Here is a 25,457-nt window from a genome sequence, read left to right on the forward strand (position 1 = left end):
GCTGGGCGCAATGGAAGCGTTCCCAGACCTTATCGTGATCGACGAGGCGCACTGCCAATACAAGGCGATCCTCGAATTGGTCGAGCGTTCGAAACGGTCCAAGGTGATTGGCCTGTCGGCGACGCCATTCACCGCCGGCATGGCAGACCATTGGGACGGCGTCGTCAACGGTGCGACCGTCAACCAGCTCTTGAAGCTGGGGTATCTGACGCCGCTGAAGATCAAGGCGTGCGTCGCGCCAGACATGACCGGGGCAAAGAAAAATTTCCGGGGCGAATACGACGACGACGACTCGACGCAGCGCGGCCTGCGCATCGTCGGCGACGTGGTGCAGACATGGATAGAGCAGACCGGCAAGCTGTTCGGCGGACCGGTGAAGACGATCGTGTTCTCGCCCTCGGTCAAGCATGGCGAAGAGCTATGCCGGCAGTTCGCCGACGCCGGCTTCAACTTCCAACAGATTTCCTACCTGGATAGGACGGACAACGACCGGCGAGCGAAGATCAAGGAATTCCGCAAGCCTGAAAGCGCCATTCATGGACTGGTGTCCTGCGCTGTGCTCACCAAGGGCTTCGACGTGCCGGACGTGCTCTGCGGCATATCCTGCCGGCCGTATCGCAAGTCGTTCTCCTCGCATATTCAGGAACTCGGCCGCGTTATGCGCATCGCGCCGGGCAAGGACTTCGGCCTTTGGCTGGATCACTCCGGCAACTGCATCTCCTTCGCTGAAGATACCGCCTGGCTGTTCGAACATGGCGTCGACAGTCTCTCCGATGCGCAGAAGAAAGACAGCGAGGTCCGGGAGCCGGGTGAGAAGGTCAAGCAGAAATACTTCTGCGGCGATTGTGGGCTCCAGATGGAAGCCGGCTCCGATACCTGTCCGTCCTGCGGCTGGCAGCGGCCGAAGCGGGGCGAAATCCAGACTGTCGAAGGGACGCTTATCGACTTCGAACACAGCATCGCCGACGCCTACCAGCCACGAAAAGGGCTTCGCGCGGAATGCCTAAAGGATCCTCGTGGGGTCTGGAATGCGGCGCTTTCCCATTGCCTGATGAATAGCAAGCGCGATCCGGAAAAGCTCCGCAGATGGGCCTATGGGATTTGGCGTGGCATCTATCCGAATAGCAAACTGCCGTCCGGCCTGTATAGCGCGGCACCGAATGGCGGGGCCGTAACCAGCGACCAGTGGGGTTTGATCGATCGGGAAATCACCCGCTTCCGGCGGCAACGACGGGATGCGGCATGACGATCGACGAAGCTATCGCGGAAGCCTGTCAGCAAGTCGGCATCGTGCCGCCGCGCAACGGCTATCGTCCTGGACGCTGGGTGAAGACTGACACCCTGTCCGGAAAGAACGGCAAGGGTGACGGCAGGGTCATCGTCAATGACGTGAACGTCACCGCGTTCAACTGGCAAACTAATGAGACGTCGACTGTCTGGATGACAGGCGAGGTCACGGCGAAACAGCGCCGGGAGATCGCCCAAGAAATCGAGCGGGAGAATCGGCGGCGTGTCGAGCGGGCCGCGCGCGCTTCTGCGCTGGCGTCGCGAATGGTCGAGGCGTCGCGGCTCTCGACGCATCCCTACCTTGTCCGCAAGGGCTTCTCGGAAGAAAAGGCGCTGGTGCTCGGCGCCGCGGATGTGCTGCGGCTCGCTGCTGATCCAGCTCACAATTCGACCGGCGAATATCTGGTCTCGGCGGGCGGCGAACGGGCCATCGTCATGCCGGCCCGCATCGGCCACAAGATCACAAGCCTGCAACTGATCTGGGAAGACGGGACGAAGAAATTCATCTTCGGCGGCGCGATAGAATGCGCGTCGCACCGGATAGCAACCGGTGTCGACACATGGTTGTGCGAGGGCTTTGCGACCGGCCTTTCGCTCCGCGCCGCGCTTCACGGCTTAGGTCTCAGGAGTACCGTTCTATGCTGCTTTTCGGCGGCGAACGTGGCTGCTGTCGCGAGGCGTTTGTCTGATCGACGCATCTTCCTCGGCACGGACAATGACAAGCCGCTCCCGCAGTATGGCGGGCTTGGCACCGGGGAATACTTCGCCCGTCAGGCCGATCGTCCTTATGGCATGCCGCCGGTCATCGGAAACGACTTCAACGACATGCACCAGAAAGATGGCATCTTCGCTGTCCAGCGGGTTTTGACGTCGGTCATGGCCGGGAGATGCCCGGCATGAAGGCTGAACTGGATCGTTCTAAGGCGTCCTTCAAGCTCGATTTGATCGAGACGGCTAACGCGGACCCGATGCTGTCGCCAGCCGATTTCAAACTGCTGGTTGCCTACGTCTCGGTAATGGAGTGGCCTTCGTGCCGAACATGGCTGGCGTCTACCTTGGCGCAAGCGATGACGGGCCTGAGTGAGCGACAATTCAGGTCCAGTCGTGCTTGCCTGCGAGGCCAGAATGACGCGGGCCGCGCTTATCTGAGCACCGCCCGCCAAAGCGGCAAGATCGTTGCATACAGGCTCGCCAATCCATGGCGCGACCAAGCAAGGGCGCACGTCCCGGCGATGGTTGGCTATCACAAAGAGGTCGAGCGTCAGAAAAAGGCGGCGACAAGAAATCGAGCGTCCCGGCAGAATTTGCCGGGTCACGAACCTGATCTGTCCCGGCAAAATTTGCAGGGACAAAATGACGACGGTCCCGGCAAAATTTGCCGGTCTGTCCCGGCACAATTTGCCGCCTATTCCCCCTCAATGATTACCCCAAAGAAGAAGGATGCCCGACACGATGAAAACGGCGCCTTCTCGCTCGTGACCAACGACAACAAGAGGAAAATCGCATGATGACCGACTTGACGAATTCCCTCGCCGATCTGGCGGAACGTATTCGGGAGGCGAACGAAGCCTCGATCGCAGCGGAAGCGACGGCGATTGAAAAGGCGCTGGTCGCTGGCCGGCTGCTCTGCGACGCGAAAGAAGCGTGCGCGCATGGTGAGTGGGGGCCGTTCCTCGGTCGGGCCGGGGTCCATGAACGCCAGGCGCGGCGGCTGATGCAGATTGCCCGCTCCGGCCTTAAAGCGGACGCGGTGTCCGAAATTGGCGGCATCAAGGCAACGCTGGAATGGCTCGGCAAACGGGTCGTGCCGGCGCCGGACGAAGTCGTCTTCGTGTGTCGTGAAGACGCGGACACGGGCAATGGGCAGGCTCCGATCGCCTGCATCCTCCCGTCTGAGGTCGAGGGCTTCTATGATGTGTCGGTGATTGGCCCGGAAGGCTGCACCTTCACCACGACCGGCAAGCCGGTGAAGGCGGAAGCGATCCGCCTCGGCGACGGCTCATATTTCAGCGGGCTATGGGAGACGGTCGCGCGGTCTCTCGAAATCCCGATCGCGGAATGGACCTTCACCGCCGGCCCGATCTATCTGGTGATCGACGATTGCAGCTTCCTCGCCGATATGGTCGAGGCTCCGATCTCGACGAAGAAAGCGCCGCTTCCGCATAGCTACGCGGCAATGGTCGAGGCGCTGGAACAATGCGTCGCCGACTTCACGGCTGAACGGTACTTCAAGGCTCGTCGGCTCCAGAAGCTTTGCTTTGTCCAGATGAACAAGTGGCCGTCCGATCCTCGGATGCTGCACACCTTCGCGCGCATCGCCGGGGATAGCCGTCCGCAACGGCTGGCGGCACAGGTGGACGCGCTGGCGAAGGAAAGGCTGGTCGCATGACGATCGCCGAACGCCGCGCCCGCGAAGAATATGACCGTGAAAATCCGTGGCGTCCGCTTGCGGAAGCTGTCGAGGACGGATCGATCTGCGAACTGCGCATGTCCAATGCCGGCGAACCGACCGATCTCGGCGCGGCGCGATTTACCCTGCGTGACGGCGCTTGGTATCGCATCGAACCGCCGAAGGTGATGTCGCGCTTTGACCTATTGGTCGAGTTCCGCCCGACCGGTTTCAAGCTCGCAAGCCATCGCCTGCACTCGGTCGTCGCTCGCGCCGAACGCGGAACCCACGAGTACATCGGCGGCAAGCTCTACCGAAAGCCGAAGCCGTACAAACTCTATTGGAGATCGGAATGAAGATCACAATACCCGGCTGCGTGACGATCACCGCCTTGACCCTTCGCTGGTATGTGCTGGAGCTGCGCGGCGGCATGGCCGATTCCGTCTTTGCAGATCTCACCAAGCTTGGCTATGACGCCTATCTACCTCGCCGCCGAATCGACAAATACAACCGGCGCATGCGGGTCATGGCCGAACGGTCGGAGCCGCTGCTTCCGGGCTATTTGTTCGTGGCGCATCCTCGCCCTGGCAAGCCGGCTGACGACTGGACGGAAGTTGACAAGATCAAGGGCGTGCGTGGCCGGCTGAAAACCCAGCTCGGGCCGGTCGTCATCCCTCATGCGGTGATCGAAGTCATCATGCGGATGGAATTCGAAAGCGCCTATGACGACACGCAAGCCGGCAAACGCTTCCGTGGCGAAAGCGACCGCGACAAGTTGGAAGCCCGGTTCCCGGTCGGCGCTTCGTTCCGGGTGATCGATGGGCCTTTCTCCTCGTTCCTGGCGGAGGTCGAGACGTTGACGCATGACGGCAAGGTCAAGGCGCTGATCGACGTTTCAAGCGCCTCGTGCCGGCTAAGTTCATGCCGGACCAGTTGGAAGCGGTCAGCAAGCCGGCTGCGTGATAGCGTAATTGTGCACAACCGAGCGAAGCGGTTGCGCGATTCATGCAAATCGCCTATATGTGTTCGCGGACGATCAGCTTGTCTTTGTTTGGGGGCCCTCGGGCGCTGCCAGCGGAGCGGACCCAGCCCGACGATACCGATCGGGCGCAATGGGTCCGCATGTCTCAAATCGCTCAGACGTGTTGCGGCGGCGGTGTCCAGTCCGGCAAGGTCGAAGCGATGTCCGCTAGAATACTGGCCGATTTGGAAAAGCCCACAAACGCTTGCCGAGCCGCTTCAATAGGGTATCCGCCTTCATACGCTTTTTGACAGGCTCGGAGCGCGGTCTGATGAATAACGTCGCGGAGATCGCTGGGCCAGTCATAAAGGAAATCCAGAGCGTCCTCGATATTCGAAATTTCCTGAATGAGTCGCGGCCCGCACTCTACGTAAACAGCAGGCTGGAAAAGCCGATCATCCATGTCGTCCTCCTGGTGCGTATATTCAGCTCGATTGCTGGCAGATAAACCGCCAGCAATCGGTAGCTTCAACGAGGGTGAGATTAGACGTGGTTCGCTTGCGGTCGCGCGATAGGCGACGACACGAAGTCATCCTCCAAGAGGATGTCCTTCTTGCGGGCGAAGGCTACGAATGCGCCGCGCGCGGTTTCGGGATCAACGTCGCCTGCAAGAGCGGCCTTGCAAGCGCGGATCGCGGCGCGCTGCTCCGGGCTATTGCCGCACCACTCCTGAGCAAATTGATAGGCGTCAACAACGGTGTTGATCTGTCGCGGAAAGCCAAGTCCGACAAACACATGGATTGGCTTTTCGAATGGCTGTGCAAGCATCTTGACCTCCTTGATTCTTGGCCGGGTGTAGATACCGGAGCGGCTTGTTACAAACGCCCTGTGTGGTGGCGCGCCAACAATTTTGAGACTGTCGTGTCAAATTTCAAGGGGTGGAGCGGCAGGAATTAGGACGTCCCCTGCTTGAGCCTTTTTGCGCCCAGGTACATGAGAGCGGATGCTGCCTTTGAGCGGTCCCAACCGGCTGCCTTTGCATCGTCGAGAAGCTTATCCACATATTCCGCCAATGCTTCTTGGCAATCCCTGTCATAGTAGATGTCTGTCGGCTGACGGACCGGTTGGCGGATCACAGTTTCCTTTGCCATCGTGAAACCCAAGTTTGTTGACTACGGCGCGGCGTTCTATCCAAGGCTGTCAGGTCGTCAAGTAGTTCTGCTGCCGGGATGAGCGATCTGCCCCGTTACATCCGTCGACCCGTTTGGTTTTGGCACCGCTTGGCCTGCGATTCGCAAAATCAGTCGGAACCTCGGCCAGGGCTCGCGGTTGCATCCTCAGAAGGAGGCAAACAGTGTCGAAAAAACAAGATCGCAACTCGGCCGCACCCGAGGCGGATGCCAAAGGTCAGTCAGAAAAGAACCACGCGGGCGGCTCCAATGACGGCATATCCAGTGCGGATCCACGTGTCCTCTCCGGCAACAAAGAAGGCGATGCGACTTTCCCAATCAAACAGGACCGCGCGAAAGGCCGATAAGCTGTTAAATGATTGGCACTTAGCCGCGCGTGGCGATCGGAACGGAGCCCGTGGTACTCATTCTCTGGATCACGATCCTTACGCGTTGGCCATCAGCCAGCCGGAGCTGAACATCGGCTGACGAAAACGCATCGAGTAAAGCTCCAAAAGTCGCAGATTTGTCGATTTCAAGAGAGCCCACGCCGTAACGAGCCCTTCTATCAGTGCGGATGTCCAAGACGTACCGGACTTCCACACGATCTTCCCCATTCACAATCAGGGTTCCAGCGCCTTCCACGCGCCCTTTCGTTTGCACTGCCTGCCTCAACAACACCACTACTCAACCTACCGGTGTATCCGGAAGGGCGTCAATGTCAAACAACCGGTTAGTTCCAGGCCGCGGGCGTAGCCTTGAAGCCCTCCAATACCGGCAGCTCTACAAAGACCCTCGTTGGTGCGGCCCGCACGGCGTCCGCCGTCAAGCCTTCCTGCGCGACCTATACACATGCAGGCGGTGTGGCTGCATCGTGATCGAGGGCGACCGGCATGATCCTCGCGCCGCTGTCGCCAACCACAAGGTCAAGCATCGAGGCGACCCGACACTGTTCTTCGACCTGGAGAACGTCGAGACGGTTTGCAAGCGCGACCACGACACGCTGATCCAGCGCGAGGAGATGCGCGGGTACACCATCGGGTCGGACATCAATGGCCGGCCGATCGATCCGCAGCATCCTTGGAATAAGTGAGCGCTACCTCTTAGCAGGTCGACCGCGCTTCTTCGGCGCCGGAGGCGGCGGAGCAGCCTTTCGACCGAGCCCACTCGTCTTCGCCAGTTCGGAACGCTTTGCCGCATAGTTAGGCGCGACCATGGGATAGTCGGGTGGCAGGTTCCACTTCTTGCGGTACTCGTCCGGCGAAAGGTCGAAAGACGTAGCGAGATGCCTCTTTAGCGAGGTGAACTTCTTGCCGTCCTCCAGGCAAACCAAATAGTCCGGCGTGATGGACTTCTTGACTGGTACAGCCGGCACGAGAATCACAGGTTCAGGCTCACTAATCGGCGTAAGGTTCCGCATCGCCGTGTTGACGACGGCGATCAGGTCTGGAAGGCTGGTTGTTGGGGTTGGATTATTGCTCACATAAGCCGAGACAATATCGGCGGTGAGTTGAACCAGATCGTCGTTGTCGGACATGGCGAACCTCCACTATAAAGCAAGCGCTATTTGCATCGGCGTGAGTCTGCAAGCCCTGCTGCAATTGCTGGGCTATCAACACCCATTTGATCCCCAACGTCTTGGGAAATCGCATCGAGCAAGTCAGTTCGATCAGATGATTGGACCGGGCCATGCATAGTCAGTCATAGGTAGACCGGCACAATTGTAGTCGGATACGAACCGACCTGTTGCCCGATCCCGGCAGCGCCAAACTCGTTGGCCGTACTGGTTATTGAAAGCATCCCACGCGACGCCGTAAGGCTGGTTTGGATAGTACCCACCATAGCCGGGATTGTTCGCAGCAACGGCTCCGGCCGCGACACCGACGCCGGCGACGGCAATACCTGCCCAAACGGCATTGTCACCCTCGATCAGTCGCTTGCACTTCTCAGCGTTTGCCCCGCGCTTCACCAGCAGTGCAACGACTTTCTGGATGTAAACCTGATCGTTGGTTGTCACCAAAGCACGGCATAACTCATTCGTGCTCTTGCTGGTCAGCTGCGCTTGAGACGGCGCCGTTGTTGTTGAGCAGCCGCTGGAAATCGCAACCGCGAATAGCAATAGCGTTCTAAACGTCATGATTTCCCCCGAGCGGCATTGTTGCAGCAAATCGAGGCGATGAGTCCAGTGCAACTTAGGATTAGCACCTCGTGCGATTGCTGATCCCAGGGGGAGGGTCAAAAGTCAGCACCGTGCCGGTCCCCTACCCGCGTCCCCCCTTCCTTCGCACCGAGATCAGTTTTGAACCAAAAAGTTGGGGCCATCCCCATAGGGGATGATGTGTCATGAACCTTGTCGACAACACCGGCGGTATCGTCAGCGAACCCGATTGGGCCTCGATCTTCAGCGATGAACTGGAGGTCGCGGCTGCACATGAGCGCTGGCGGATCGTAACGACGGAGCTGATCGATCGCGGCCTGCTGTCGGCGGCCAATGTCCATTCGTTGCAGCGGCTGGTGATCTCGTACCTCAGTTATGAGCGCGCATCGCGAGAGGTCGCGGAGAACGGCGCGGTACTCAAACCCCGGCGCGGAAACAGCAAGGCCATTTCCCGGATCAACCCGTGGTTCACGGCCATGCGTGAGGCGAGCGCCGACGCGACACTGCTGGAATCCAAACTCGGCCTATCCCCGAGAGACCGAAATGCCGCGACAAAGGCCGACCGCAAAGCCAACCGGAAACGCGCGGCCGACGCGTACCTCAAACCAGTATCCTGACGATCCGACGACGCAGTACGCGGACGATGTCCTCGCCGGTCGCATCGTCGCTGGCGAGCATCACGTTGCGGCGGCAGAACGCCACCTTCGCGATCGGCACGACGGGCAGTCGCGCGGGCTCCATTGGCGCCCGGAGCTGGCTGGGCGCGCGATAGGATTTGCGCCTGCCGTCCTGTCGATCACGGCAGGATCGTTTGAGGGTAAGCCGTTTAACCTTCTACCCTGGCAGGTCTTCTGCACGGGAAGCCTGTTCGGGTGGCGCAACGAAAGCGGGCGCATGCGGTTTCGCTCGGCATGGGTCGAGACCGGCAAAGGACAAGCCAAAAGTCCATGGATGGCGGCTACGGGCTTGTACATGGGCGGCTACTACGGCGTTAAGCGCGCCGAAGTCTACGCGATCGGTCAGGACAAGGCGACGGCGAACGTTCTCTTCAAGGATGCCGTTGCCATGTGCCGGGCCAATATCCCCGGTGCCGACGAGGATGAGACGGACATGCTGGAGAGCCGGGGCGAAGTTCTGATTCGGGGCGAAGGAGACAACGCCTGGAAGATCGAGTTCCCTGAGAGCGGCAGCAAGTTTCAATCACTCGCGAACGGTGAGGCGATCTCCGGGCCCCGCCCGATCATGGTAGCGGCCGACGAGATTCACGAGTTCAAGGCTAACCACGCGATCGAGACCTGGAAGCGCGCGATTGCCAAAATGCCGGGCGATGCGCTCATGCTACTCGGCACCAACACGCCGGCAGCAACGCAACTGGTCGGCACCGACTACTCGGAATTCTATCAGAAGGTGGCGAAGGGCGAGGTTATCGACGATGAGGCGTTCGCCTTCATCGCCCGCGTGGACAAGGCAGACCGCGAAACCGTCTTCGATAACGAAAACTGCTGGCCGAAGGCGCTTCCTGCACTCGGAACGACGTTTCCGATCGAGAATATCAGGGGCGAGGTCAACACCGCTCGCGTGCTGCTGTCGACGGCGTTTTCCGTCAAGCGCCTTTATTTCGGAATTCCGATCGGTTCGACCGATTTTTGGATCAAGGAAGAGGTATGGGCGAAGGTCCAGCGGAAGGTCGACGAGACGAAATATAGAACCCGGAAATGCTGGCTCGCCCTCGATCTCTCGATGAAGAACGACCTGACTGCGATGTCTGCGGCATGGGAAGCCGGGCCGGAAGACGAACCGACTGCGAAGCTGGCGGTTAAGACCTGGTACTGGACGACACAGCATGGCCTTGCCGATCGGGCGCTCGCGGACAACGCGAAATATGTTGAATGGGCCGCTGACCCGAAAGTTGATCTGACCGCCGTTCCAGGCGCGGTGATCGACAAGACGTTCGTCGCGATGCAGGTCAAACAGTTCTGCGAGGAAAACGAGGGTGTCGACTTCCTCGCTTTCGATCCTGCCGGCATGGAGGATTTCATCGCCGCTTGCGAGGTCATCGGCTTCCCGGTGTGGAAGTATGAGGGGCCGGACGAATCGGAAGGTATCGGCCTGAAACTGGTCCGTCACGGGCAGGGCAAGCGCATCACATTCGAAGAGCGGGCGCTGAACATGCCGCGCTCCATTGAAAAGCTCGAAGATCGCATCCTCGCCGAGACGATCGACATTGACGCCTCGCCGGTCACGTACATGTGCGCCGGCAACGCTTTCCTGGACGCGGACGGCATGGGCAACCGCTGTTTCGACAAGAAGCGCTCTCGCGGTCGCATCGACGGCATGGTGACCGTCGCCATGGTGACCGGCGCCGCCGAGAACGAGTTCAACGCCGTGGTCGCAACCTCGCCCTGGGATGACCCGAATTTCAGTCTGGTGCCGGCATGAACTTTTTGGGCTTCGACATTGGCAGGCGGCGGCGGGAGGTTCGTTCCGAATCTCCGGAGAGTGAGACAGTACAGGTCAGCGCGTCCAACTTTCTCGCGTTCTTCGGGCAGGACACCGCTGATCTTCCCCATGTAACGATTGAGCGGGCGCTGAAGGTGCCGGCCGTTGCTGCGGCTGTTGCCTTCCTGTCGCGCACGCTGGCGGCGGTGCCGCTTCACGCCTTCCGCACTACGGCAGACGGCTCGGTAAAGCTTACGGGCAAACTGCAAACCATCATCCATGAGAACCCGAATCCGCTCATGGACACGTTCAAGTTCCGGCAATATTTCTGGCAACAAGTCTTCACGGGCGGTCGCGGGCTCGCTTGGATTGAGCGCAACGGGGTCAACCTCGAAGCCATTTGGCCGATGAACCCCAAAAAGACTTCGATCAGCCGCATCGGGCCAAGGTTGGTCTACCGGCATGATGGGAAGGACTATCCGGCTGAAGACGTGATCGACGTCCCCTTCATGCTGAAGGAAGACATGCTGAACCATTTCGGCCCGATCATGCTGGCATCGAAGGCTATTCAGCTAGCACTTGCGATGAACGATTATGCGAGCGCCTTCTTTGCGGGCGGTGGCGTTCCCCCTTTGGCGCTGACTGGCCCGCTGCCACAGGGCAAGGACGGTATGAAACGGGCGATGGATGATGTCCATCGCGCGATTGAGGTTGCCAAATCGAGCGCCAAGCCAGTCTTTCCTCTTCCGCCTGGTCACGATCTTAAGCCTGTCGGCATAGACCCTGAAAAAGGTCAGATGACCGACGCGCGGCGGTTTCAGATTGAGGAAATAGCGCGCGCCTGGCAGATGCCACCCGTCTTCCTTCAGGACTTGACCCACGCCACGCTCAACAATTCGGAGCAGCAGGACTTGCACCTGGTCAAGCATCTGATCAGCCAGTGGGCTTCGGCGCTGGAAGGCGAAATGAACCTGAAGATATTCGGCCGCTTCAATGGCAGCCGGAACGTACAGCACAATCTCGATGGTCTCATGCGTGGCGACTACAAGAGCCGCATCGAAGGCAACGCCCGCGCGATCCAGACATCGCAGATGACGCCAAACGAGGCCCGCGAGAAAGAAAACAGGCCCAAACACCCGAACAAGGCCGCTGACGAACTGCTGATCCAGGGCGCGACCGTGTGCTAGGCACTGCTGCGGCTAATCCACCGCCCGCCGAACCGAAGCCGGACGGCGACGCGCCCGACGATGGAGCCTTGAAATGACGAAGCGCGAAACCCGTGGTGGCATCCCTGCCGAAATTCGTGCCGATGCGACGGCTATCAAGGTCTCGGGCTATGCGGCTGTGTTCAATCAGGAAGCGAACATCGGCGGGTATTTCCGGGAAATCATCCTGCCCGGCGCCTTCCGCAAGGCTCTCGCCAACAGCGACGTGCCGTTCCTGATCAACCATGACGGTCTGCCGCTGGCGCGGACGCGGTCGGGCACGCTGAAGCTCACGGAAGACGATCACGGTCTCAAGATTGACACCGATCTCGACGCGGCCGACCCGGATGTCATGCGCATCGTTCCGAAAATGAAACGCGGTGATCTCGACAAAATGTCATTTGCCTTCCGCGCCGTCGTCCAGCGTTGGGACGATACGCAAGACCCGCCGTTGCGCACCGTCGAAGAGCTCGAGCTTTACGACGTGTCGATCGTCACCGAACCTGCATATGACGGCACGGAAATCGGCCTGCGCAGTCTCGACGAGGCCCGAAAGGAAACCCGTCGCCAGCACAACGCGACGGCATTCGCTCGCCGCAAGGCTGCGTCCGAAGCGAAATTCCGCAGGATTTCATAGTTCACCCGGACCATCCGGAGGACACGCAAGCACCCGCTTCCTGTCTTAGCCGCCCGCTCGCGCGGGCTTTTCGACGTTGCTCGATAGGAGATTACCATGAGCAAGGAACTGCTTGAGAAGCGGGCAAAGCTTGTCGCGGACGCCCGTTCCGCCCTTGATGACATCACCAAGAATACCGATGACGCGCGCGCTGCCGAACTGGAAAAGCGCCACGACGACATCATGGCGGAGTTCGACAAGCTCGAAAAGGTCATCGAGCGCGAGGAACGCACCGCCGCGGCTGAGCGCCGCCTGGAGGAACGTGCGGAAGCGGAACGCAGGGCCAACCGTCCCAATCCCGGCAATGGCACGGCGAACGGTCAGGATACGGGAGAGGAAGTCGACTATCGGACGGTGTTCTACCGCTATCTCGCGGCGGGCGCATCACTGGACGAGCTCACCAGCGAAGAGCGATCGGTTCTCAAAGCCGGTGTTCAAGCCAAAGCAGAATTCCGTGCGCAGACGACTTCCTCCACAGCCGGCGGCTATACGGTGCCCACGGAACTGGCTGACTTCATCGTGAAGTCGATGAAGGCCTGGGGCCCCATGTACGACGAGGATGTCTGCACCATCATCGCCACCGCATCTGGCAACCCGATGAAGATTCCAACGGTTGACGACACGGCAGTGCCGGCGGTGAAGCACACCGAAGGCACGGCGCTGACCGATGATGGCGGTTCGGACGTGACCTTCGGACAGAAATCGTTGGACGCCTACGTGTACGACACTGAGTTCGTTCGGTTTTCGATGGAGCTGGCCCAGGATTCCATTTTCAACATGGAGAGCCTGCTCGGCGGGTTGCTTGGCGAACGCCTAGGCCGCATCGCCAACAACGAACTGACGGTTGGTGACGGCGCCGGCGATCCGAACGGCGTCGTGACCGCGTCCACGCTTGGCAAGACGGCCGCCGCGACGGCAGCGATCACCGGAGACGAGATCATCGATCTCGTCCATTCGGTTGATCCTGCTTACCGTCAGTCGCCGAAAGTCCGGTTCATGTTCAACGATCTGACGCTCGCTGCGATCCGAAAACTCAAAGACGGCAACGGAGCGTACATTTGGTCGATGGGCGACATCCAGAAGGGAGTTCCTGGCAATCTGCTTGGCTATCGCTACAGCATCAACCAGGCGATGGCGAACCTCGCGACCGGCAACAAGACGATGCTGTTCGGGGATTTCGGGAAATACTTTGTGCGCAAGGTCGGCTCGCCCGTCATCGGCGTTTTGCGTGAGCGGTTCTGGCCTGATCTCGGCATCGCCGGCCTGATCCGCTTCGACGGCGAACTTGGCGACACGGCCGCCGTGAAGCACCTCATCCAAGCTTGAACCTAGTTTAGATCGGGCGGGGCTTGGCCCCGCCCAAACTGACGGAGCGCGAACATGACCAAGGTCAATAGGCCGCAGGGCGGCGATCAACTCGTCGTGGAATCTGGTGGTCTGATTCAGATCAAAACAGGCGGGATGATCGTTCCAAACAACGGCACGCAGGCGGGCGCGATTACCAATGCCGTTGCAATTTCCGGCGGGGACTCTCCCACGGAAGCCGAGCACAACACGCTGATCACAAAGTTAAACTCCGTTTTGGCTGCGCTGCGCGGCGTCGGCATTATCGCATGATGGTCCGCCTCAACACGTGTCTTTCAGGGAACGCATACTGCCTTTTACCTGGAGATGAACACGAATTCCCGGACGATGAGGCCGCGCGCCTCATCACTGCGGGCTTTGCCGTGCCGGTGACCGACAGGAAAATGGAAACGACTACGAAGAAACGAGTTTCCGAAAAGCGCGGCTGACCATGTGGTATCCGACCAAAGTCACGACGGCGCCATCCGTCGAGCCGATCACGCTCGATGATGTCCGCCGGCATTGCTCGGTGGATGAGGCGGACGGGTTCGACACCGAACTGACGCGGCTGATCAAAGCCGCGCGCGCGCATGTCGAGAAGTATTGCAGCGCGCGGTTTGCCGAACAGACCATTGAGGCGAAATGCGACTGTTTCGCCGACTTGCCGCGGCTGCCGGAAGCCCCGGTCAAGTCGCTGACCTCAATTGCATATCTAGACGTCGATGGTGTCGTGCAGACCGTTGCGAACACGGTCTATGAAGAGCGTTTCGACGGCTATGACGCCGCGATTGTCTTGAAACCTGGACAGCACTGGCCGGCAATCCAATGCGGTTCTCGCATCACCATAACCGCCGTTGTCGGCGGCGACCCGGTCGATCCTGCGGTCGCGCAAGCGATGATCATGCACGTCGCCAACACCTTCCTCCAGCGTGAGCCCGTCGCGGTCGAGGGTCGCACCTCCTTTGACGATCTTCTCTGCAATCACCGCCGCTAGGCGGAAATCCCGAAAGGACCATCCCCATGGCAGACGTAACCATTGCCGCCGCCAACGTCCTGGCGGGTGCTGGCGCTGAAATCGAGCACGGCATAGCCGGCGCAACCGAAACGGCCGGGCAAGCGCTCTACCGTGATGCGGTCGATAGCCGGCTGAAAGTGAGCGACAATGATGGGGCGGCTGCGGTGCGCAAGGTGCGCGGCCTGGCGCTCAATGGAGCGGCAAACGGTCAACCTATGGCGATCATTCGACGCGGCCCGGTCACGATCGGCGGCACGTTGGTCGCCGGAACGACCTATTGCCTGAGTTCCACGCCGGGAGCGATCTGTCCGCAAGCTGACGTTGCCTCAGGCGATGATGTGGTGATCATCGGCGTGGCGCTTTCGACCAGCGTTCTGAACGTCGACATTGAGCAAACTGGCGTGACGCTCGGCTAATGCCCTGGGTTCGCTTCACGACGGATTTCGACTTCAAGCCAAAACGTGCCGTCACCCTCGCCTACCGGCGCGGCGACGAGTGCAACGTCACCACGCCATGCGCCGCGAAAGCCGTAGCCGCCGGCAAGGCGGTTCGGCTCCGCAAGGTGTCGAAGGCGACGAAGCCTGTGGAGTACGGCGATGGTTCCGAGCGGCGAACTGACTGAGCGCATTGCCTTCGATTGTCGTGGTGCGCCTGTCGGCCCCGACGATGGCAACACACAAGGCGAGTTTGCGGAGCAGTTCATTCTTTGGGCGCGTGTCATTTTTCTGCGGGGAAGCGAGAGCGTCATCGCCTCGCGGCTTCAAGGCCGGCAGCCTATCGTCATCACAGTGCGTGCCACGGCGCGAAGCCGGCTGATCAACAGCGAATGGCAGGCCCGTCACAAGCGAACCGGCATCGTCTATGCGATCAAGGGTGTCTCCCTGTCCAAGGATCGCGCCGATTTCGACATCCTCGCCGAAAGCGGAGTCGCATCGTGACCTCGATCCTGAATCTCGCCCGGCTGCAGCGCAAGCTTGACCGGCTGCCGCAAGCCGCGCGCTCGTTGATCCGCAAGGCAATGGAGGAACAGGCCGAAGTTGTCGTCTCGATGATGAAGTCGCTGGTCGCGGTCGACGATGGCGATTTGCGGGACAGCATCGGGTGGACGTGGGGCAAGGCGCCGAAGGGCGCGGTGATCGTCGCTTCGGTCAAGGCGAGCCTCGGCGGCGACATGACGATCACGATCTATGCCGGCAATGATGACGCCTATTACGCACGCTGGATCGAGTTCGGAACGCAGGCGCACAGTCTTGCCCGCAACGCCTCGGTAGCGCGCGGCAAAAAGCAGGATCGTGGCCAGCGCCACGAGGGCACCGACGCACAACCATTCTTCTATGTGTCGTGGCGGGCCAACAAACGCGGCGCGATCCGGGCCATCCGGTCGGCGACGCGCAAGGCCGCGAAGGAAGTGGCAGTGGGTTCATGATCGACGCTTCCTACGAAATCCAGATCGCGACCGTCGCGCGGCTGAAGGGCTCTGCCGGCGTTGTGGAGCTGATCGACCAGCGTGTCTATGACGATCCTCCGCGCAATAGTGACGGCCAGGTCACGGCAACGTTCCCCTACCTTTCGTTTGGCCCGACGCAGATCCTGCCCGACGGCTGGGATTGTCAGAACAGTTCCGAAGTCTTCCTGCAGCTCGACGCATGGTCTCGGAAGCCGGGTTTCGCCGAAGTCAAGAAAATCGCCGGTTCGGTCAGGTCGGCGCTGCACAAATACGATCTTCCCCTGACCGAAAATGCGCTGGTGTCGCTTGAGCACGACAGCACGCGCATCCTGCGTGATCCCGACGGCAAAACCAGCCACGCCGTGGTCACGTTCAAGGCCGTCGTCGAGCACGACTGACCTCCTCACCTCCATCCCTCGTCAAGGCCCGCTCCGGCGGGCGCAACCGTTGCCATAAGGAGAACATCATGGCTGATGCTACCACTATCAAAGGCGGCAAGTTCCGCGTGCTGCTTGGCAGCGGTTCCGGGCCGATCGTCTATGCCGCGCCCTGCGGCTTCCGCAGCAAATCGCTGACCTTCACCAAAGCGACGGAAGAGTTCACGATCCCGTCGTGTACCGATCCCGACCGTGTCCCGTGGCTCGGTCGCGATGCTACCAGCCTGTCCATGTCGATCTCCGGCGAGGGTGTGCTTGCTTCCGAATCCGTCGAGACCTGGCTTGATGCCGCTGAAAATCCCGACAGCATCCCGGTCAAGGTCGAGATCGAGTTTCCGGCCAAGATGATCACCTGGACCGGCCTGATGCATGTCACCACCATCACCGCCGGCCATCCGACCGAACTCGGCCGCGTCACCAATCAGGTCGAGATGGTTTCCGACGGCGAAATGACTCGCGTGGTGTCGTAGTGAGCCGCAGGGCGTTCCTCACGGTCCCCTGGGCAGACGGCGACTACACGTTCCGTTTGCCCTGGGGCCAGCTTGCCGAACTCCAGGAGGCGACAGGCGCTGGCCCTTACGTGGTGCTGGACAGGCTGCGCGACCGTACGGGTAAGCAAAAGCCGATCGAAGCGGATGAGGACATCGCGGCGTCCGACGTAGCCGATGATGACGATCTTCCTCCCCCGCCGCGCTGCGGCGTGAAGGAGATCGGCAGTGTGATCCGACTCGGGCTCATCGGCGGCGGGTTGGCGCCTCACAAGGCGCTGAAGTTGGTCCGGACCTATGTCGAGGACCGCGTTCCGGAAGAGAGTCGCGCTCTCGCTTGGGCGATCCTGCATGTCGCGCTCTACGGCGCGCCGGAGGAAGACGACAGCCTCAAAAAAAAAGGTCCGACGCTGAAGGACCACGACTAGACGACCTCCCGAACGGCCGTTTCCGCTTCGCAATGATCTACGGCAAGGGCGCGGTGATGGGGCTGTCTCCCCAGCAGATCGACGACATGTCTGTCTGGCAGTTCATGGCCGCCTGGGATGGCTTCGTCAAAGCCAACGATCCGAAGGCCGGTGACGAGCTTTCCGAAGATGAAGCCGCCGAACTCTTCGAATGGGTGACCAGCGGCGACTAGCAGGATCTCATGGCAACTGACATCGAAAAACTGGTTGTCCAGCTATCGGCGGACATCAAGGGTTATGAGCGCGAAATGCGCCGTGCCCGTGGTGTTTCCGATCGCGAGGCGCGCGCCGTCGTCAAGCGCTGGGACGATACCAACAAGCGCCTCAGCGGTATCGGCCGCAACATGGCGAACGGGCTTGTCGCGCCACTGGCTGGCGTTGCCGGTGCGCTGACCGTCCGCGAAGTGCTGCGCTATGCCGATGCCTGGACGCGGGCGAAGAACTCGCTCTCGATTGCCGGCGTGCAGGGCACCAACCAGAAGCGCGTTCTGGATCAGCTTTACCAGTCGGCACAAGCCAACGCGGCTCCGATTGAGGCGCTGACCGGGCTCTATGGCAAGGCCGCGCAAGCCGGCGACGTGCTTGGAGCCAGCCAGGAACAACTTATCGAATTCTCGGACGGTGTCGCTGTCGCGCTGAAGGTTGCCGGCACTGGCGCAAATGAGGCGCGCGGCGCGCTGACCCAGCTCGGGCAATTGCTCGGTTCTACACGGGTCCAGGCTGAGGAATTCAACTCCGTCAACGAAGGCGCGCGGCCGATCCTGCAGGCGGTGGCGAACGGTCTCGACAAGGCCGGCGGCTCGGTCTCGAAGCTGAAGCAACTGGTCAACGACGGCGAGGTCTCCGGTCGCGACTTTTTCAATGCATTCCTGAAAGGGCTGCCGCAGCTTCGGCAACAAGCCGCCGGGGCGGCGCAGACGATCGAACAGGGCTATACGAAGATCGAGAATGCGCTGACCCGCTATATCGGTCAGACGGATTCATCGCTCGGCGCGTCGCAGCGGTTGGTCCAGGGTCTCAATGCCCTGGCCGACAATTTCGACGAGACTGCCGACACGGCCCTGCAACTCGCCTCGATCATAGCCGGGGCGCTGGTCGGTCGGTCGCTTGCTGGCCTGATTGCAAAACTTGGCCTCTCCGGTGTTGCGCTGGTCAATTTCGTGAAGCTGCTCCGCAACGCGCAAGCCGTGGCGCGGACGGGCCTGGCGTTGAGCGGGCTTGCCGCTGCCGCGAACCCGATAGGCTTCGTTATCGGCACGGTGCTGACCGGCGCCCTGATTGCATTCGGAACGCAATCCGGCGAAGCGACCGAGGCCGCACAGGCTTACGCTGCCGCCCTGCAAGAAGTCGAGGAAGCGGCCAAGAATTCCGGCAATGCCGCGAAGGCGGCCGGTGACCGCTATGTCGAGGCGGAACGTCGCCGTGCCCGCGAAGCCGCGAAGGTCGGCGTGGAAGAGGTCGAGAAAGCCCGCGCCGATCTGCTGAAAGCCCTGGACGTGATTGTCCCTGGCGGGCGTCACACCACGCAGCAGCAGCGTGACGATTTCGCCAAACTGGTCGAACAGTACAAGGCCGGTGAGGTTTCTGTCGAAGACCTGTCCAACGGTCTGGAGCGTCTGGTGGAGCAGAATTCGCTGTTCCGGAAAATCGCGGCTGAAGTCGAGAAATACGCCAAGCAACTGGACAATGCCGCGGCTGCTTCGAAAAAGCTGGCTGACGAGAATGACCGGCTAAAAGCGCCGGCCGGCGTCCAGATCGATCCCCGACGGGCCGAAGGTCTCCGCTCGATGGGCGAAGCGCGGGAAACGGCTCGCGCGCTCGATCAGCGCCTTGCCGACGCGCAGCGCTCGCAGCTCGAACAGCAGGTCGACGCGCGGGCCAAGGAGATCGTCAAGGAATTCGGCGACAAGATCAGCGAAGAAGCGGCGAAGCTCCAGGCTCGGACGGAAATCATCCTGGAGACGCAGACGCGCGGCGGTGAAGGCGCGGTCTCCGGCTATGTCGACCGCACGATCAATGCCGAAAGCGGCGGCAATCGCTTCGCCAAAAACCCGCTGTCGTCGGCGGAAGGTCTCGGACAGTTCATCGATAGTACGTGGCTGGACCTTTTCCGCCGCTACTTCCCCGGCGAGGCAAAGCAGCTTTCCGACGCTGCAATCCTTGCGATGAAGACGGATGCCGCCAAGTCGAAAGCATTGATCGAAGCCTACGGCAATCAGAATGCTGACGCGCTGCGGGCCGCCGGCATCGCCGTACAGGATGCTGCCGACGAATATAAACTTCATCTGGCGCACTTCCTGGGTCCGCAAGGTGCGATCAACGTCCTGAAGGCGGCTCCCGGCACGCCACTGCGCAATGTGCTCGGTGCCGACCAGATCGCGGCCAATCCCACAGTGCTCGGCGGCAATCGGACGGTCGAGGACGCTATCGCCTACGGGCAGAAGCGCGCCGGCATGTCGACGGCCGGCACTCAACGGCTGGAAAGTCGGGAGAACTTCCAGACCAGCCTGGAAGAGTACAAACGGCAGATCGACTTCCTGAAAGAGGAAACCGGTCTCCGCGCCAGCCTCAACCCGCTGATCGAGGACTACGGTCGCGGGCTGTCGACGCTCCAGGCGGCGCAAGAACTGCTGAACATGGCGCAGCAGGAAGGCACGGCTGCCGGCCGTGAGCTTTCCAGTGCGCAACAGCTTCTCACCGGTGACCTGTCGGGCCTCACTCCGGAGGCTCGCGAACAGGCGCTTGCGATGCGCGAACTGGCGGAAGCATCCGGCACCGCGCAGGCGGCAAGCAACCAACTCGACGAAGCGCAAGGCCAACTCCGGGAGAATCTTGGCGAGGTCTCCGCAGTCGGCAAGGACATCCTTGGCGGTTTCATTCAGGACCTACGGAACGGCAAGAGCGCGACGGAAGCGCTCGGCAATGCGCTGGGCCGGCTCGGCGATAAATTGCTCGATGCCGGTCTTGATCTCCTGTTCGATGGCGGCAAACCCGGCTCCGGCGGCGGCATCTTTGGTTCGCTGCTTGGAGGCTTCGCCAAACTGTTCGGCTTCGCGGATGGCGGTTGGCCGGGTGGCCGCGTGCGCGGTCCAGGCGGGCCCCGAGGCGACAAAATCCCGATCATGGTGTCGGACGGCGAGCACATCACGAACGCCGCATCCGCGAAGAAGTATGGGCCGCTTCTGGATGCCATCAACAACGACAGGCTGGGGCGCTTCGCAGATGGCGGTTGGCCGATGCGGGCGCCCGTCCTGGCCTCGATGCCAGCGCCGGCTGCGCGCAGCAGCAGTCACGACGTTGTGGACGTCCGACTGCAGGACGATAGCGGGCGCATGGCCGAAATCGCGGACCAGCGCATCGTCAGCCGTTCCGGAACGATCATCAACGTCGCGGTGCAGCGCGCGAACGCCACTGCGCCGGGCGCCATGGCAACGTTCCAGAAGCAACGTGCCGGCGGCGAATACCGGTTTTAGGGCAAATACATGCTGTTCTGGCCGAAATGCACGCTGCCGCCGCGCAGCACGCCCGCCAATCCCTTGCCGTTCACCCGTGGCGGAGGGCCGACGCTTGGCGGATTCGAGCGATCGACAAAAACCGATAAAGGTTCGTGGGCGATCGAGCTGCAAGGCATTTCAATCGGCGGTCTCGACTACGGCAAAAAGCGCACATGGAACGCGCTGCGCGTCGCGCTCGGCGGTCGAGCCGGGCTGATTGTCGTGCCGGTCTGGTCTTGGGATACCGCTCCCTATGCGTCCGGCAAGTTCGAGCGGAAAATCCTGCTTCCCCATGATGACGGCACGTCGTTCGACGATGGTTCGCTTTATGAGCAAGGTGCAATCGACGTCGTCATGGAAGAGACGGCCACAATCAGCCAGAACGTGGTCACCCTGCGGAGGGTGAAGGCTGCCGACGATCTCGCCGGCATACGCTTCTCCTACCAGCACGCGCTTTATGAAACCGGCCCGGCTATCGATATCGACGGCAATCTCTGGACGGTTCCGGTGTTCCCTTCGATCCGCGCCACGATCCCGGCCGGTGCGGCGCTGGAATGCGATGAGCCGACGTGCCTTGTCCATCTCGCCGAAGATCGCGGCATGGATATCGCGCAGGGAAAGCGCGAACGGCAGGATGTTTCGGTCTCCTTTGTCGAGGCTGCCGACTACTGGAACGATCTGGCGGTGGCGTAGATGGCTATCCGGTCGATCAAAATCCTCTTCGTCTTCTATTTCCCGTCGAAAACGGTTCGGCTGTGGGAGGGCTCCGGCCCATACCTCGATCTCGACGGGGAAGTGTGGATTGGCGTCAGTCTCGCTGAGGGCGGGGCCGATATCGTCGAGGCGGCAATCAATGGCGAGGAAAGCCGGATCACGGTCGGTGTGTCGGGTGTCGCCAAGGCGCTCGCCGATATAGCGTGGCGCGAGGTCGAGGCCGGCGACGTGGTCGGCTCCGAAATGCAAATCCTGATCCAGGATTGCAACGAATACGACGATCCGGTCGGTAACCCGGAAGTTCGATGGACCGGCACCGTCGATAACCCGATTTTCGACGACACGGCATCCGAACAGGGCATCCGCTCGCTGGTGGCCCTGGAATGCGTCAATGCCTTCGATATGCGCGGCATCAATGCGGAGGATGTTATTTCCGACACCGCGCAAAAGGCCCGCTCGGCAATTCTCAACCCCGGCGCCAATCCCGATCGCGTTTGCGAACGGATGCCGAAGCTCAACGACAAGACAATCCAGTGGCCGAGATTTCGTTGATCCTGCCCGCTTTCATGGCGGACTATGAGGGCCGGCCGTGGCGGTGGTCATTCGTTGACTGCTGCATAGCGGTTGCCGACCTGTCGATTGCCTACGGCACCGATGACCCTGCCGCCGATCTGCGCGGAACCTATGCGACCGAAGACGAGTGTCACGCGGTCATGGAAGCGGCGGGAGGGCTTATCCCGTTCGGCGACCGTCTGGAGGGCGTCGGGTGGCGGCGGGCCGATACGCCTTCGGAAGGTTGTGTTGCCGTCATCGGAAGCCCGACGACGGTCACGCGGCAATGGAGCGCGATCCGCTACCGAAATGGATGGAAGGTTCGCGCCGATGCTGGCTGGTTGCCGTTCATGGCCCGGCCGCTGGCGATCTGGGAATACCCATGCCGCAATTCATAGCAGCTCTCGTTCTCCCCCTGGTGCAGGGGACGGTTGGCTTTCTTGGAACCGCGACCGTAACGGCCACGGCGAATGCCATCGGCTATCTTGCAACCGCTGCCGGACTGTTCGCCGCGCAGGCGGCGCTAACGCCGAAGCCGGAAGTTCCGAAGCCGGAAGACGGAAAGTTCAACCTGCGGCAACCCGTGCCGCCGCCGACCTATGTGTTTGGCCGGGTGAAGAAGGCTGCCGACTATCTGGCGCTCGAGGAAAAGAACGGCGTCGCCTATCACGTCTTCTGCCCGGCCTGGCAGCGCATCAATCGGCATGTGCGCTTCTATGCGCATGATGAGGAACTGCAGCTCGACCCGGTGACAGGAATCACGACTGGACCGGCGCATTTCGACAACAACGTGATGATCCGGCATCGCGTCGGTCTCAATCCGGAAACCGCCTTCGCCGAGATGGTCGCGGCGATGCCGACGATCTGGACGAACGACCATCGCGGCGACGGCATGGCGACGGTCATGATGTCCTGCATATCGTCCGACCTGGAAAAACAGCAAGAGCGCTTCCCGAACGGAATGCCGCTCCTTTCGGAAGAGATGGAAGGCGCGCTGCTCTATGATGGGCGCGAGGTTGGACATAACCCCTCCAACCCGGATACGTGGGAATATTCGGAAAATCTTGCTCTGATCCGGGCGCGGCACCTGACCATGCCGGCAGGCGCCAAGCGCAGGCTGTCCGATCTCTATTGGCCCGACTGGAACCACGCGGCGGACGTCTGCGACGAGTTGGTGACGAACAAGGCTGGCGATCCGGAGCCACGCTACCACGGCGGTCTTTGGTTCAAGGGTAACAGCAACCCCGTCGATGTCGGCAGGATCATCGACCAGGCCGCCGATCTCGTCGTCTACCAGCGGCCTGACGGGAAAATCGGCGTGCACGCCGGGGAGTATGTGGCGCCGGATATCCGCCTGACGGAAACCGATATCAGAGGCGTCAACTTCGACCCTAACATGCGGCGCGCTACGACGGCTCTGGCGGTGCGCGGGCGCTATACCGATCCGGCGAAGCTGTTCAATACCGTCGATGCGGCAATCGTCGGCAACCCTTACGTTTCCGATGACGACACGGAACGAACCCGCACCGTCGATAACCAGGCGGTGCAGCGGCACAACCACATGCAGCGCTTGCAATCGCTGCTGTTCAAGCGTGCCAACGGGCCACGCGTGCGCATCGTCGCAGACTATGAGCCGGCCAAGCATGTCCCCTATCGCCGGTTCATCCGCGTGCATTTCCCGCCTCGGCTAAACGAAGCTGTGATCGAGATCAGCAGCGCGCCCAAGCTTTCGTTGCGCAGCCTGACCTATGAAATCGAAGGCGTCGTTGTGCCGCCGTCACTTTACGACTTCACGGCCTCGGTCGACGAGGGCAACCCTCCGCCGGATATCGACGAGCTGGAGCATGACGGCATTCCCACAGTCGACAATTTGACGGTCACGATCCAACGAGAGGTCATCGCCGCGGGACAACAGGCTGCCTACGGTCTATTCGAATGGAACGCGCCGACCTCCAATGCGATCTCAACGGAAGTCGAGTGGGAGAAGGTCGGCAGCGGGCAGCCGTTATCAACGATTGCAAAGGCCGGGCTTGATGAGTATCGCACCGGCTATCTCGCGGACAATGAGAGCTATCGGTTCCGTGCGCGGCACTGGTCTGGCGGTGCGCCCGGCAACTGGACCAGCTACATCGTCCTTATGGCGGTCGCCAATCCGACGCCGCCGGGCGTGCCGACTGTGTTCTCGGCTATGCCGGCCGGCATCGATGTCAGCCTCTCGGCCAAGGCGCCGAACACGGCCATTCACAAGGCGCTGCACTTCTGGCGCGCCGACGAGGCCACCGCGTTCGGGTCCGCGACCGATCTCGGGCCTGTATATGGGCCGCCGAACAGTACGCAGACGGATCAGGACACGCCGGGCGACGGATCATGGCAGTATTGGGCGACAGCGGAAAACCTGTCCGGCGTCCAGTCCTCGCCGACCGCTCCCGCGATCATCCGCCTCGGGCTCGAGACCGAGACGGAAGACTATCTGGACGCGATGGCGACGAAGCCCGGCAACGTGATCGTGCTGGCGGTCGACGCGCTGGTCGCGGGCCTGAAGTCGGATTCGGTCTATTCGAAGCTGCGCTGGCTGTCGCTGTTCTGCCTGCCGACCCCGCAGGCCGCCCTATTGAACTTGATCAACCCTGCCGAGACCGGAGCCATCCATGGCACGGTCACGTTCACGGCAAACGCTGGTTTCGCGGGCGACGGGAGCACCGGCTACATCGGCACCGGAGTTCTGGCGAACGCCGCAGGCGTCTTCACGACGAACAGCCTCCATATCGGCGGCTGGTTCAACGGCGGCTCCGGAACCACGGCCAACGACACCGCCATCGGCGGCACGTCAGGATCGTCGGTTGTCCTGTTGGGCGCTCGTGGCAGCAGCACGGTCATGTCATCGCGTGCCAACGCGACGGCGACGCTCAACAGCACACTTCCGGTAGCGACACCGGCAGGCTTCTCGCTGGCGAACAGGTCTGGCGCCTCGGCGCGTGAGAACTATAAGAACGGGTCGGTGATCAACTCCGACACCGCGGCGGCGACGACGCTGCCAGCAGCCGAACTGCAGTTCCTGCGCATCGTCACTGGCTTCGCCACTGCTCCCCATGTGCTGTCGATCGGCGAATTCGGCGGCTCGTTATCCGGCGCGAATGTGACCGCGCTCCATGGGCGTCTGTCGACCTTCCGCACGGCCATCGGCCTCTAGCCCCACTCATCACTGAAATTCTGGA

34 protein-coding genes are annotated in these 25,457 nt (G+C 61.2%); 29 read left to right on the top strand and 5 right to left on the bottom strand.

From position 1 onward, the window contains the following. Positions 1-10 precede the first annotated feature (10 nt). The 6 genes from ABMA59_RS31995 to nusG are packed head-to-tail and all read left to right on the top strand — an operon-like array spanning position 11 to position 4,922. The gene (locus tag ABMA59_RS31995) at positions 11-1,246 is read left to right on the top strand and encodes a DEAD/DEAH box helicase (protein ID WP_349009427.1); all 1,236 of its coding nucleotides are present in this window, start codon (positions 11-13) and stop codon (positions 1,244-1,246) included. Further along, on the top strand, positions 1,243-2,187 hold the full coding sequence (locus ABMA59_RS32000) for a primase/helicase family protein (RefSeq protein ID WP_349009428.1): 945 nt from the start codon (positions 1,243-1,245) through the stop codon (positions 2,185-2,187). Before ABMA59_RS31995 ends, ABMA59_RS32000 begins: the two co-directional genes overlap by 4 nt. After that, on the top strand, positions 2,184-2,795 hold the full coding sequence (locus ABMA59_RS32005; RefSeq protein ID WP_349009429.1) for a hypothetical protein: 612 nt from the start codon (positions 2,184-2,186) through the stop codon (positions 2,793-2,795). The genes ABMA59_RS32000 and ABMA59_RS32005 overlap by 4 nt, the downstream gene beginning before the upstream one ends. Then, positions 2,795-3,676 carry a hypothetical protein gene (locus tag ABMA59_RS32010; RefSeq protein WP_349009430.1) on the top strand — a complete coding sequence of 294 codons (882 nt, stop codon included), beginning with the start codon at positions 2,795-2,797 and terminating at the stop codon, positions 3,674-3,676. Before ABMA59_RS32005 ends, ABMA59_RS32010 begins: the two co-directional genes overlap by 1 nt. Beyond that, complete coding sequence (locus tag ABMA59_RS32015; RefSeq protein WP_349009431.1) at positions 3,673-4,032, top strand: hypothetical protein; 360 nt, start codon at positions 3,673-3,675, stop codon at positions 4,030-4,032. The genes ABMA59_RS32010 and ABMA59_RS32015 overlap by 4 nt, the downstream gene beginning before the upstream one ends. Continuing rightward, the gene (gene nusG / locus ABMA59_RS32020; RefSeq protein ID WP_349009432.1) at positions 4,029-4,922 is read left to right on the top strand and encodes a transcription termination/antitermination protein NusG; all 894 of its coding nucleotides are present in this window, start codon (positions 4,029-4,031) and stop codon (positions 4,920-4,922) included. The genes ABMA59_RS32015 and nusG overlap by 4 nt, the downstream gene beginning before the upstream one ends. Here nusG and ABMA59_RS32025 read toward each other — a convergent pair. Then, positions 4,813-5,100, bottom strand: a complete 288-nt coding sequence (locus ABMA59_RS32025; RefSeq protein ID WP_349009433.1) for a DUF982 domain-containing protein — start codon at positions 5,098-5,100, stop codon at positions 4,813-4,815. The two genes, nusG and ABMA59_RS32025, sit on opposite strands and share 110 nt — an antisense overlap. A gap of 80 nt (positions 5,101-5,180) precedes the next feature. After that, the gene (locus ABMA59_RS32030; RefSeq protein WP_349009434.1) at positions 5,181-5,465 is read right to left on the bottom strand and encodes a DUF982 domain-containing protein; all 285 of its coding nucleotides are present in this window, start codon (positions 5,463-5,465) and stop codon (positions 5,181-5,183) included. Positions 5,466-5,991: 526 nt separating this feature from the next. Here ABMA59_RS32030 and ABMA59_RS32035 point away from each other — a divergent pair. Next, positions 5,992-6,174, top strand: coding sequence for a hypothetical protein (locus ABMA59_RS32035; RefSeq protein WP_349009435.1), 183 nt, complete (start codon positions 5,992-5,994; stop codon positions 6,172-6,174). A 506-nt stretch (positions 6,175-6,680) separates the two neighbouring features. After that, positions 6,681-6,899, top strand: a complete 219-nt coding sequence (locus ABMA59_RS32040) for a hypothetical protein (RefSeq protein ID WP_349009436.1) — start codon at positions 6,681-6,683, stop codon at positions 6,897-6,899. A 3-nt stretch (positions 6,900-6,902) separates the two neighbouring features. Here ABMA59_RS32040 and ABMA59_RS32045 read toward each other — a convergent pair whose 3' ends face one another. Together ABMA59_RS32045 and ABMA59_RS32050 are read right to left on the bottom strand one after the other, a co-directional pair. Next, positions 6,903-7,343 carry a Ros/MucR family transcriptional regulator gene (locus ABMA59_RS32045; protein WP_349009437.1) on the bottom strand — a complete coding sequence of 147 codons (441 nt, stop codon included), beginning with the start codon at positions 7,341-7,343 and terminating at the stop codon, positions 6,903-6,905. 132 nt (positions 7,344-7,475) lie between these two features. Beyond that, positions 7,476-7,943: a hypothetical protein gene (locus ABMA59_RS32050; protein ID WP_349009438.1), complete on the bottom strand. Its 468-nt coding sequence runs from the start codon at positions 7,941-7,943 to the stop codon at positions 7,476-7,478. A 206-nt stretch (positions 7,944-8,149) separates the two neighbouring features. On the opposite strand from ABMA59_RS32050, the gene ABMA59_RS32055 reads away from it, so the two are divergent. Beyond that, on the top strand, positions 8,150-8,581 hold the full coding sequence (locus ABMA59_RS32055) for a P27 family phage terminase small subunit (RefSeq protein ID WP_349009439.1): 432 nt from the start codon (positions 8,150-8,152) through the stop codon (positions 8,579-8,581). On the opposite strand, the gene ABMA59_RS32060 is transcribed toward ABMA59_RS32055, so the two are convergent. Beyond that, positions 8,565-8,705 (bottom strand): hypothetical protein, encoded by a 141-nt coding sequence (locus ABMA59_RS32060; RefSeq protein WP_349009477.1) that lies wholly within the window; start codon positions 8,703-8,705, stop codon positions 8,565-8,567. The two genes, ABMA59_RS32055 and ABMA59_RS32060, sit on opposite strands and share 17 nt — an antisense overlap. A gap of 27 nt (positions 8,706-8,732) precedes the next feature. Here ABMA59_RS32060 and ABMA59_RS32065 point away from each other — a divergent pair, with 27 nt between their 5' ends. The 20 genes from ABMA59_RS32065 (at position 8,733) to ABMA59_RS32160 (ending at position 25,432) form a co-directional block, all read left to right on the top strand. Further along, a complete protein-coding gene (locus ABMA59_RS32065; protein ID WP_349009475.1) occupies positions 8,733-10,403 on the top strand; it encodes a terminase TerL endonuclease subunit in 1,671 nt (556 codons plus the stop codon). Further along, positions 10,400-11,590 (top strand): phage portal protein, encoded by a 1,191-nt coding sequence (locus tag ABMA59_RS32070; RefSeq protein WP_349009440.1) that lies wholly within the window; start codon positions 10,400-10,402, stop codon positions 11,588-11,590. Before ABMA59_RS32065 ends, ABMA59_RS32070 begins: the two co-directional genes overlap by 4 nt. Positions 11,591-11,663: 73 nt before the next feature. Next, the gene (locus tag ABMA59_RS32075; protein ID WP_349009441.1) at positions 11,664-12,245 is read left to right on the top strand and encodes an HK97 family phage prohead protease; all 582 of its coding nucleotides are present in this window, start codon (positions 11,664-11,666) and stop codon (positions 12,243-12,245) included. A gap of 96 nt (positions 12,246-12,341) precedes the next feature. After that, positions 12,342-13,610 (top strand): phage major capsid protein, encoded by a 1,269-nt coding sequence (locus ABMA59_RS32080; RefSeq protein ID WP_349009442.1) that lies wholly within the window; start codon positions 12,342-12,344, stop codon positions 13,608-13,610. A 54-nt stretch (positions 13,611-13,664) separates the two neighbouring features. Then, complete coding sequence (locus ABMA59_RS32085; protein WP_349009443.1) at positions 13,665-13,901, top strand: hypothetical protein; 237 nt, start codon at positions 13,665-13,667, stop codon at positions 13,899-13,901. Next, positions 13,898-14,077: a hypothetical protein gene (locus ABMA59_RS32090; RefSeq protein ID WP_349009444.1), complete on the top strand. Its 180-nt coding sequence runs from the start codon at positions 13,898-13,900 to the stop codon at positions 14,075-14,077. The genes ABMA59_RS32085 and ABMA59_RS32090 overlap by 4 nt, the downstream gene beginning before the upstream one ends. 2 nt (positions 14,078-14,079) lie before the next feature. Beyond that, entirely contained in the window at positions 14,080-14,622 is a 543-nt protein-coding gene (locus tag ABMA59_RS32095) for a head-tail connector protein (protein WP_349009445.1), read from the top strand. 26 nt (positions 14,623-14,648) lie between these two features. Next, positions 14,649-15,059, top strand: coding sequence for a hypothetical protein (locus ABMA59_RS32100; RefSeq protein WP_349009446.1), 411 nt, complete (start codon positions 14,649-14,651; stop codon positions 15,057-15,059). After that, positions 15,059-15,265: a hypothetical protein gene (locus ABMA59_RS32105; RefSeq protein ID WP_349009447.1), complete on the top strand. Its 207-nt coding sequence runs from the start codon at positions 15,059-15,061 to the stop codon at positions 15,263-15,265. The genes ABMA59_RS32100 and ABMA59_RS32105 overlap by 1 nt, the downstream gene beginning before the upstream one ends. Further along, positions 15,240-15,581, top strand: a complete 342-nt coding sequence (locus ABMA59_RS32110) for a head-tail adaptor protein (RefSeq protein ID WP_349009448.1) — start codon at positions 15,240-15,242, stop codon at positions 15,579-15,581. Before ABMA59_RS32105 ends, ABMA59_RS32110 begins: the two co-directional genes overlap by 26 nt. After that, the gene (locus ABMA59_RS32115; protein ID WP_349009449.1) at positions 15,578-16,069 is read left to right on the top strand and encodes an HK97 gp10 family phage protein; all 492 of its coding nucleotides are present in this window, start codon (positions 15,578-15,580) and stop codon (positions 16,067-16,069) included. The genes ABMA59_RS32110 and ABMA59_RS32115 overlap by 4 nt, the downstream gene beginning before the upstream one ends. Further along, complete coding sequence (locus ABMA59_RS32120) at positions 16,066-16,488, top strand: DUF3168 domain-containing protein (RefSeq protein ID WP_349009450.1); 423 nt, start codon at positions 16,066-16,068, stop codon at positions 16,486-16,488. Before ABMA59_RS32115 ends, ABMA59_RS32120 begins: the two co-directional genes overlap by 4 nt. Positions 16,489-16,556: 68 nt before the next feature. Beyond that, positions 16,557-16,997, top strand: a complete 441-nt coding sequence (locus tag ABMA59_RS32125; RefSeq protein ID WP_349009451.1) for a phage tail tube protein — start codon at positions 16,557-16,559, stop codon at positions 16,995-16,997. Continuing rightward, positions 16,997-17,443: a gene transfer agent family protein gene (locus tag ABMA59_RS32130; RefSeq protein ID WP_349009452.1), complete on the top strand. Its 447-nt coding sequence runs from the start codon at positions 16,997-16,999 to the stop codon at positions 17,441-17,443. The genes ABMA59_RS32125 and ABMA59_RS32130 overlap by 1 nt, the downstream gene beginning before the upstream one ends. A gap of 32 nt (positions 17,444-17,475) precedes the next feature. After that, positions 17,476-17,655: a hypothetical protein gene (locus ABMA59_RS32135; RefSeq protein ID WP_349009453.1), complete on the top strand. Its 180-nt coding sequence runs from the start codon at positions 17,476-17,478 to the stop codon at positions 17,653-17,655. A gap of 9 nt (positions 17,656-17,664) precedes the next feature. Then, entirely contained in the window at positions 17,665-20,955 is a 3,291-nt protein-coding gene (locus ABMA59_RS32140) for a tape measure protein (protein WP_349009454.1), read from the top strand. Between the two features lie 9 nt (positions 20,956-20,964). Next, entirely contained in the window at positions 20,965-21,669 is a 705-nt protein-coding gene (locus tag ABMA59_RS32145; protein WP_349009455.1) for a hypothetical protein, read from the top strand. Then, positions 21,670-22,242, top strand: coding sequence for a hypothetical protein (locus ABMA59_RS32150; RefSeq protein WP_349009456.1), 573 nt, complete (start codon positions 21,670-21,672; stop codon positions 22,240-22,242). It begins immediately after the preceding gene. Further along, the gene (locus tag ABMA59_RS32155) at positions 22,224-22,640 is read left to right on the top strand and encodes a DUF6950 family protein (protein ID WP_349009457.1); all 417 of its coding nucleotides are present in this window, start codon (positions 22,224-22,226) and stop codon (positions 22,638-22,640) included. The genes ABMA59_RS32150 and ABMA59_RS32155 overlap by 19 nt, the downstream gene beginning before the upstream one ends. Continuing rightward, the gene (locus tag ABMA59_RS32160) at positions 22,625-25,432 is read left to right on the top strand and encodes a phage tail protein (protein ID WP_349009458.1); all 2,808 of its coding nucleotides are present in this window, start codon (positions 22,625-22,627) and stop codon (positions 25,430-25,432) included. Before ABMA59_RS32155 ends, ABMA59_RS32160 begins: the two co-directional genes overlap by 16 nt. Positions 25,433-25,457: the final 25 nt, after the last annotated feature.

Origin of the sequence: Mesorhizobium yinganensis (genome assembly GCF_040081985.1) — a bacterium.
In the GTDB taxonomy this organism is placed as follows: domain Bacteria; phylum Pseudomonadota; class Alphaproteobacteria; order Rhizobiales; family Rhizobiaceae; genus Kumtagia; species Kumtagia yinganensis.

What these genes read in the sequence shown, in the direction of transcription:
- ABMA59_RS31995 (WP_349009427.1), top strand. Translation starts at nt 11, where the DNA reads ATGGAAGCGTTCCCAGACCTTATCGTGATCGACGAGGCGCACTGCCAA.
- ABMA59_RS32000 (WP_349009428.1), top strand. Translation starts at nt 1,243, where the DNA reads ATGACGATCGACGAAGCTATCGCGGAAGCCTGTCAGCAAGTCGGCATC.
- ABMA59_RS32005 (WP_349009429.1), top strand. Translation starts at nt 2,184, where the DNA reads ATGAAGGCTGAACTGGATCGTTCTAAGGCGTCCTTCAAGCTCGATTTG.
- ABMA59_RS32010 (WP_349009430.1), top strand. Translation starts at nt 2,795, where the DNA reads ATGACCGACTTGACGAATTCCCTCGCCGATCTGGCGGAACGTATTCGG.
- ABMA59_RS32015 (WP_349009431.1), top strand. Translation starts at nt 3,673, where the DNA reads ATGACGATCGCCGAACGCCGCGCCCGCGAAGAATATGACCGTGAAAAT.
- nusG (WP_349009432.1), top strand. Translation starts at nt 4,029, where the DNA reads ATGAAGATCACAATACCCGGCTGCGTGACGATCACCGCCTTGACCCTT.
- ABMA59_RS32025 (WP_349009433.1), bottom strand. Translation starts at nt 5,100, where the DNA reads ATGGATGATCGGCTTTTCCAGCCTGCTGTTTACGTAGAGTGCGGGCCG.
- ABMA59_RS32030 (WP_349009434.1), bottom strand. Translation starts at nt 5,465, where the DNA reads ATGCTTGCACAGCCATTCGAAAAGCCAATCCATGTGTTTGTCGGACTT.
- ABMA59_RS32045 (WP_349009437.1), bottom strand. Translation starts at nt 7,343, where the DNA reads ATGTCCGACAACGACGATCTGGTTCAACTCACCGCCGATATTGTCTCG.
- ABMA59_RS32050 (WP_349009438.1), bottom strand. Translation starts at nt 7,943, where the DNA reads ATGACGTTTAGAACGCTATTGCTATTCGCGGTTGCGATTTCCAGCGGC.
- ABMA59_RS32055 (WP_349009439.1), top strand. Translation starts at nt 8,150, where the DNA reads ATGAACCTTGTCGACAACACCGGCGGTATCGTCAGCGAACCCGATTGG.
- ABMA59_RS32060 (WP_349009477.1), bottom strand. Translation starts at nt 8,705, where the DNA reads ATGGAGCCCGCGCGACTGCCCGTCGTGCCGATCGCGAAGGTGGCGTTC.
- ABMA59_RS32070 (WP_349009440.1), top strand. Translation starts at nt 10,400, where the DNA reads ATGAACTTTTTGGGCTTCGACATTGGCAGGCGGCGGCGGGAGGTTCGT.
- ABMA59_RS32075 (WP_349009441.1), top strand. Translation starts at nt 11,664, where the DNA reads ATGACGAAGCGCGAAACCCGTGGTGGCATCCCTGCCGAAATTCGTGCC.
- ABMA59_RS32080 (WP_349009442.1), top strand. Translation starts at nt 12,342, where the DNA reads ATGAGCAAGGAACTGCTTGAGAAGCGGGCAAAGCTTGTCGCGGACGCC.
- ABMA59_RS32085 (WP_349009443.1), top strand. Translation starts at nt 13,665, where the DNA reads ATGACCAAGGTCAATAGGCCGCAGGGCGGCGATCAACTCGTCGTGGAA.
- ABMA59_RS32090 (WP_349009444.1), top strand. Translation starts at nt 13,898, where the DNA reads ATGATGGTCCGCCTCAACACGTGTCTTTCAGGGAACGCATACTGCCTT.
- ABMA59_RS32095 (WP_349009445.1), top strand. Translation starts at nt 14,080, where the DNA reads ATGTGGTATCCGACCAAAGTCACGACGGCGCCATCCGTCGAGCCGATC.
- ABMA59_RS32100 (WP_349009446.1), top strand. Translation starts at nt 14,649, where the DNA reads ATGGCAGACGTAACCATTGCCGCCGCCAACGTCCTGGCGGGTGCTGGC.
- ABMA59_RS32105 (WP_349009447.1), top strand. Translation starts at nt 15,059, where the DNA reads ATGCCCTGGGTTCGCTTCACGACGGATTTCGACTTCAAGCCAAAACGT.
- ABMA59_RS32110 (WP_349009448.1), top strand. Translation starts at nt 15,240, where the DNA reads ATGGTTCCGAGCGGCGAACTGACTGAGCGCATTGCCTTCGATTGTCGT.
- ABMA59_RS32120 (WP_349009450.1), top strand. Translation starts at nt 16,066, where the DNA reads ATGATCGACGCTTCCTACGAAATCCAGATCGCGACCGTCGCGCGGCTG.
- ABMA59_RS32125 (WP_349009451.1), top strand. Translation starts at nt 16,557, where the DNA reads ATGGCTGATGCTACCACTATCAAAGGCGGCAAGTTCCGCGTGCTGCTT.
- ABMA59_RS32135 (WP_349009453.1), top strand. Translation starts at nt 17,476, where the DNA reads ATGATCTACGGCAAGGGCGCGGTGATGGGGCTGTCTCCCCAGCAGATC.
- ABMA59_RS32140 (WP_349009454.1), top strand. Translation starts at nt 17,665, where the DNA reads ATGGCAACTGACATCGAAAAACTGGTTGTCCAGCTATCGGCGGACATC.
- ABMA59_RS32145 (WP_349009455.1), top strand. Translation starts at nt 20,965, where the DNA reads ATGCTGTTCTGGCCGAAATGCACGCTGCCGCCGCGCAGCACGCCCGCC.
- ABMA59_RS32150 (WP_349009456.1), top strand. Translation starts at nt 21,670, where the DNA reads ATGGCTATCCGGTCGATCAAAATCCTCTTCGTCTTCTATTTCCCGTCG.
- ABMA59_RS32160 (WP_349009458.1), top strand. Translation starts at nt 22,625, where the DNA reads ATGCCGCAATTCATAGCAGCTCTCGTTCTCCCCCTGGTGCAGGGGACG.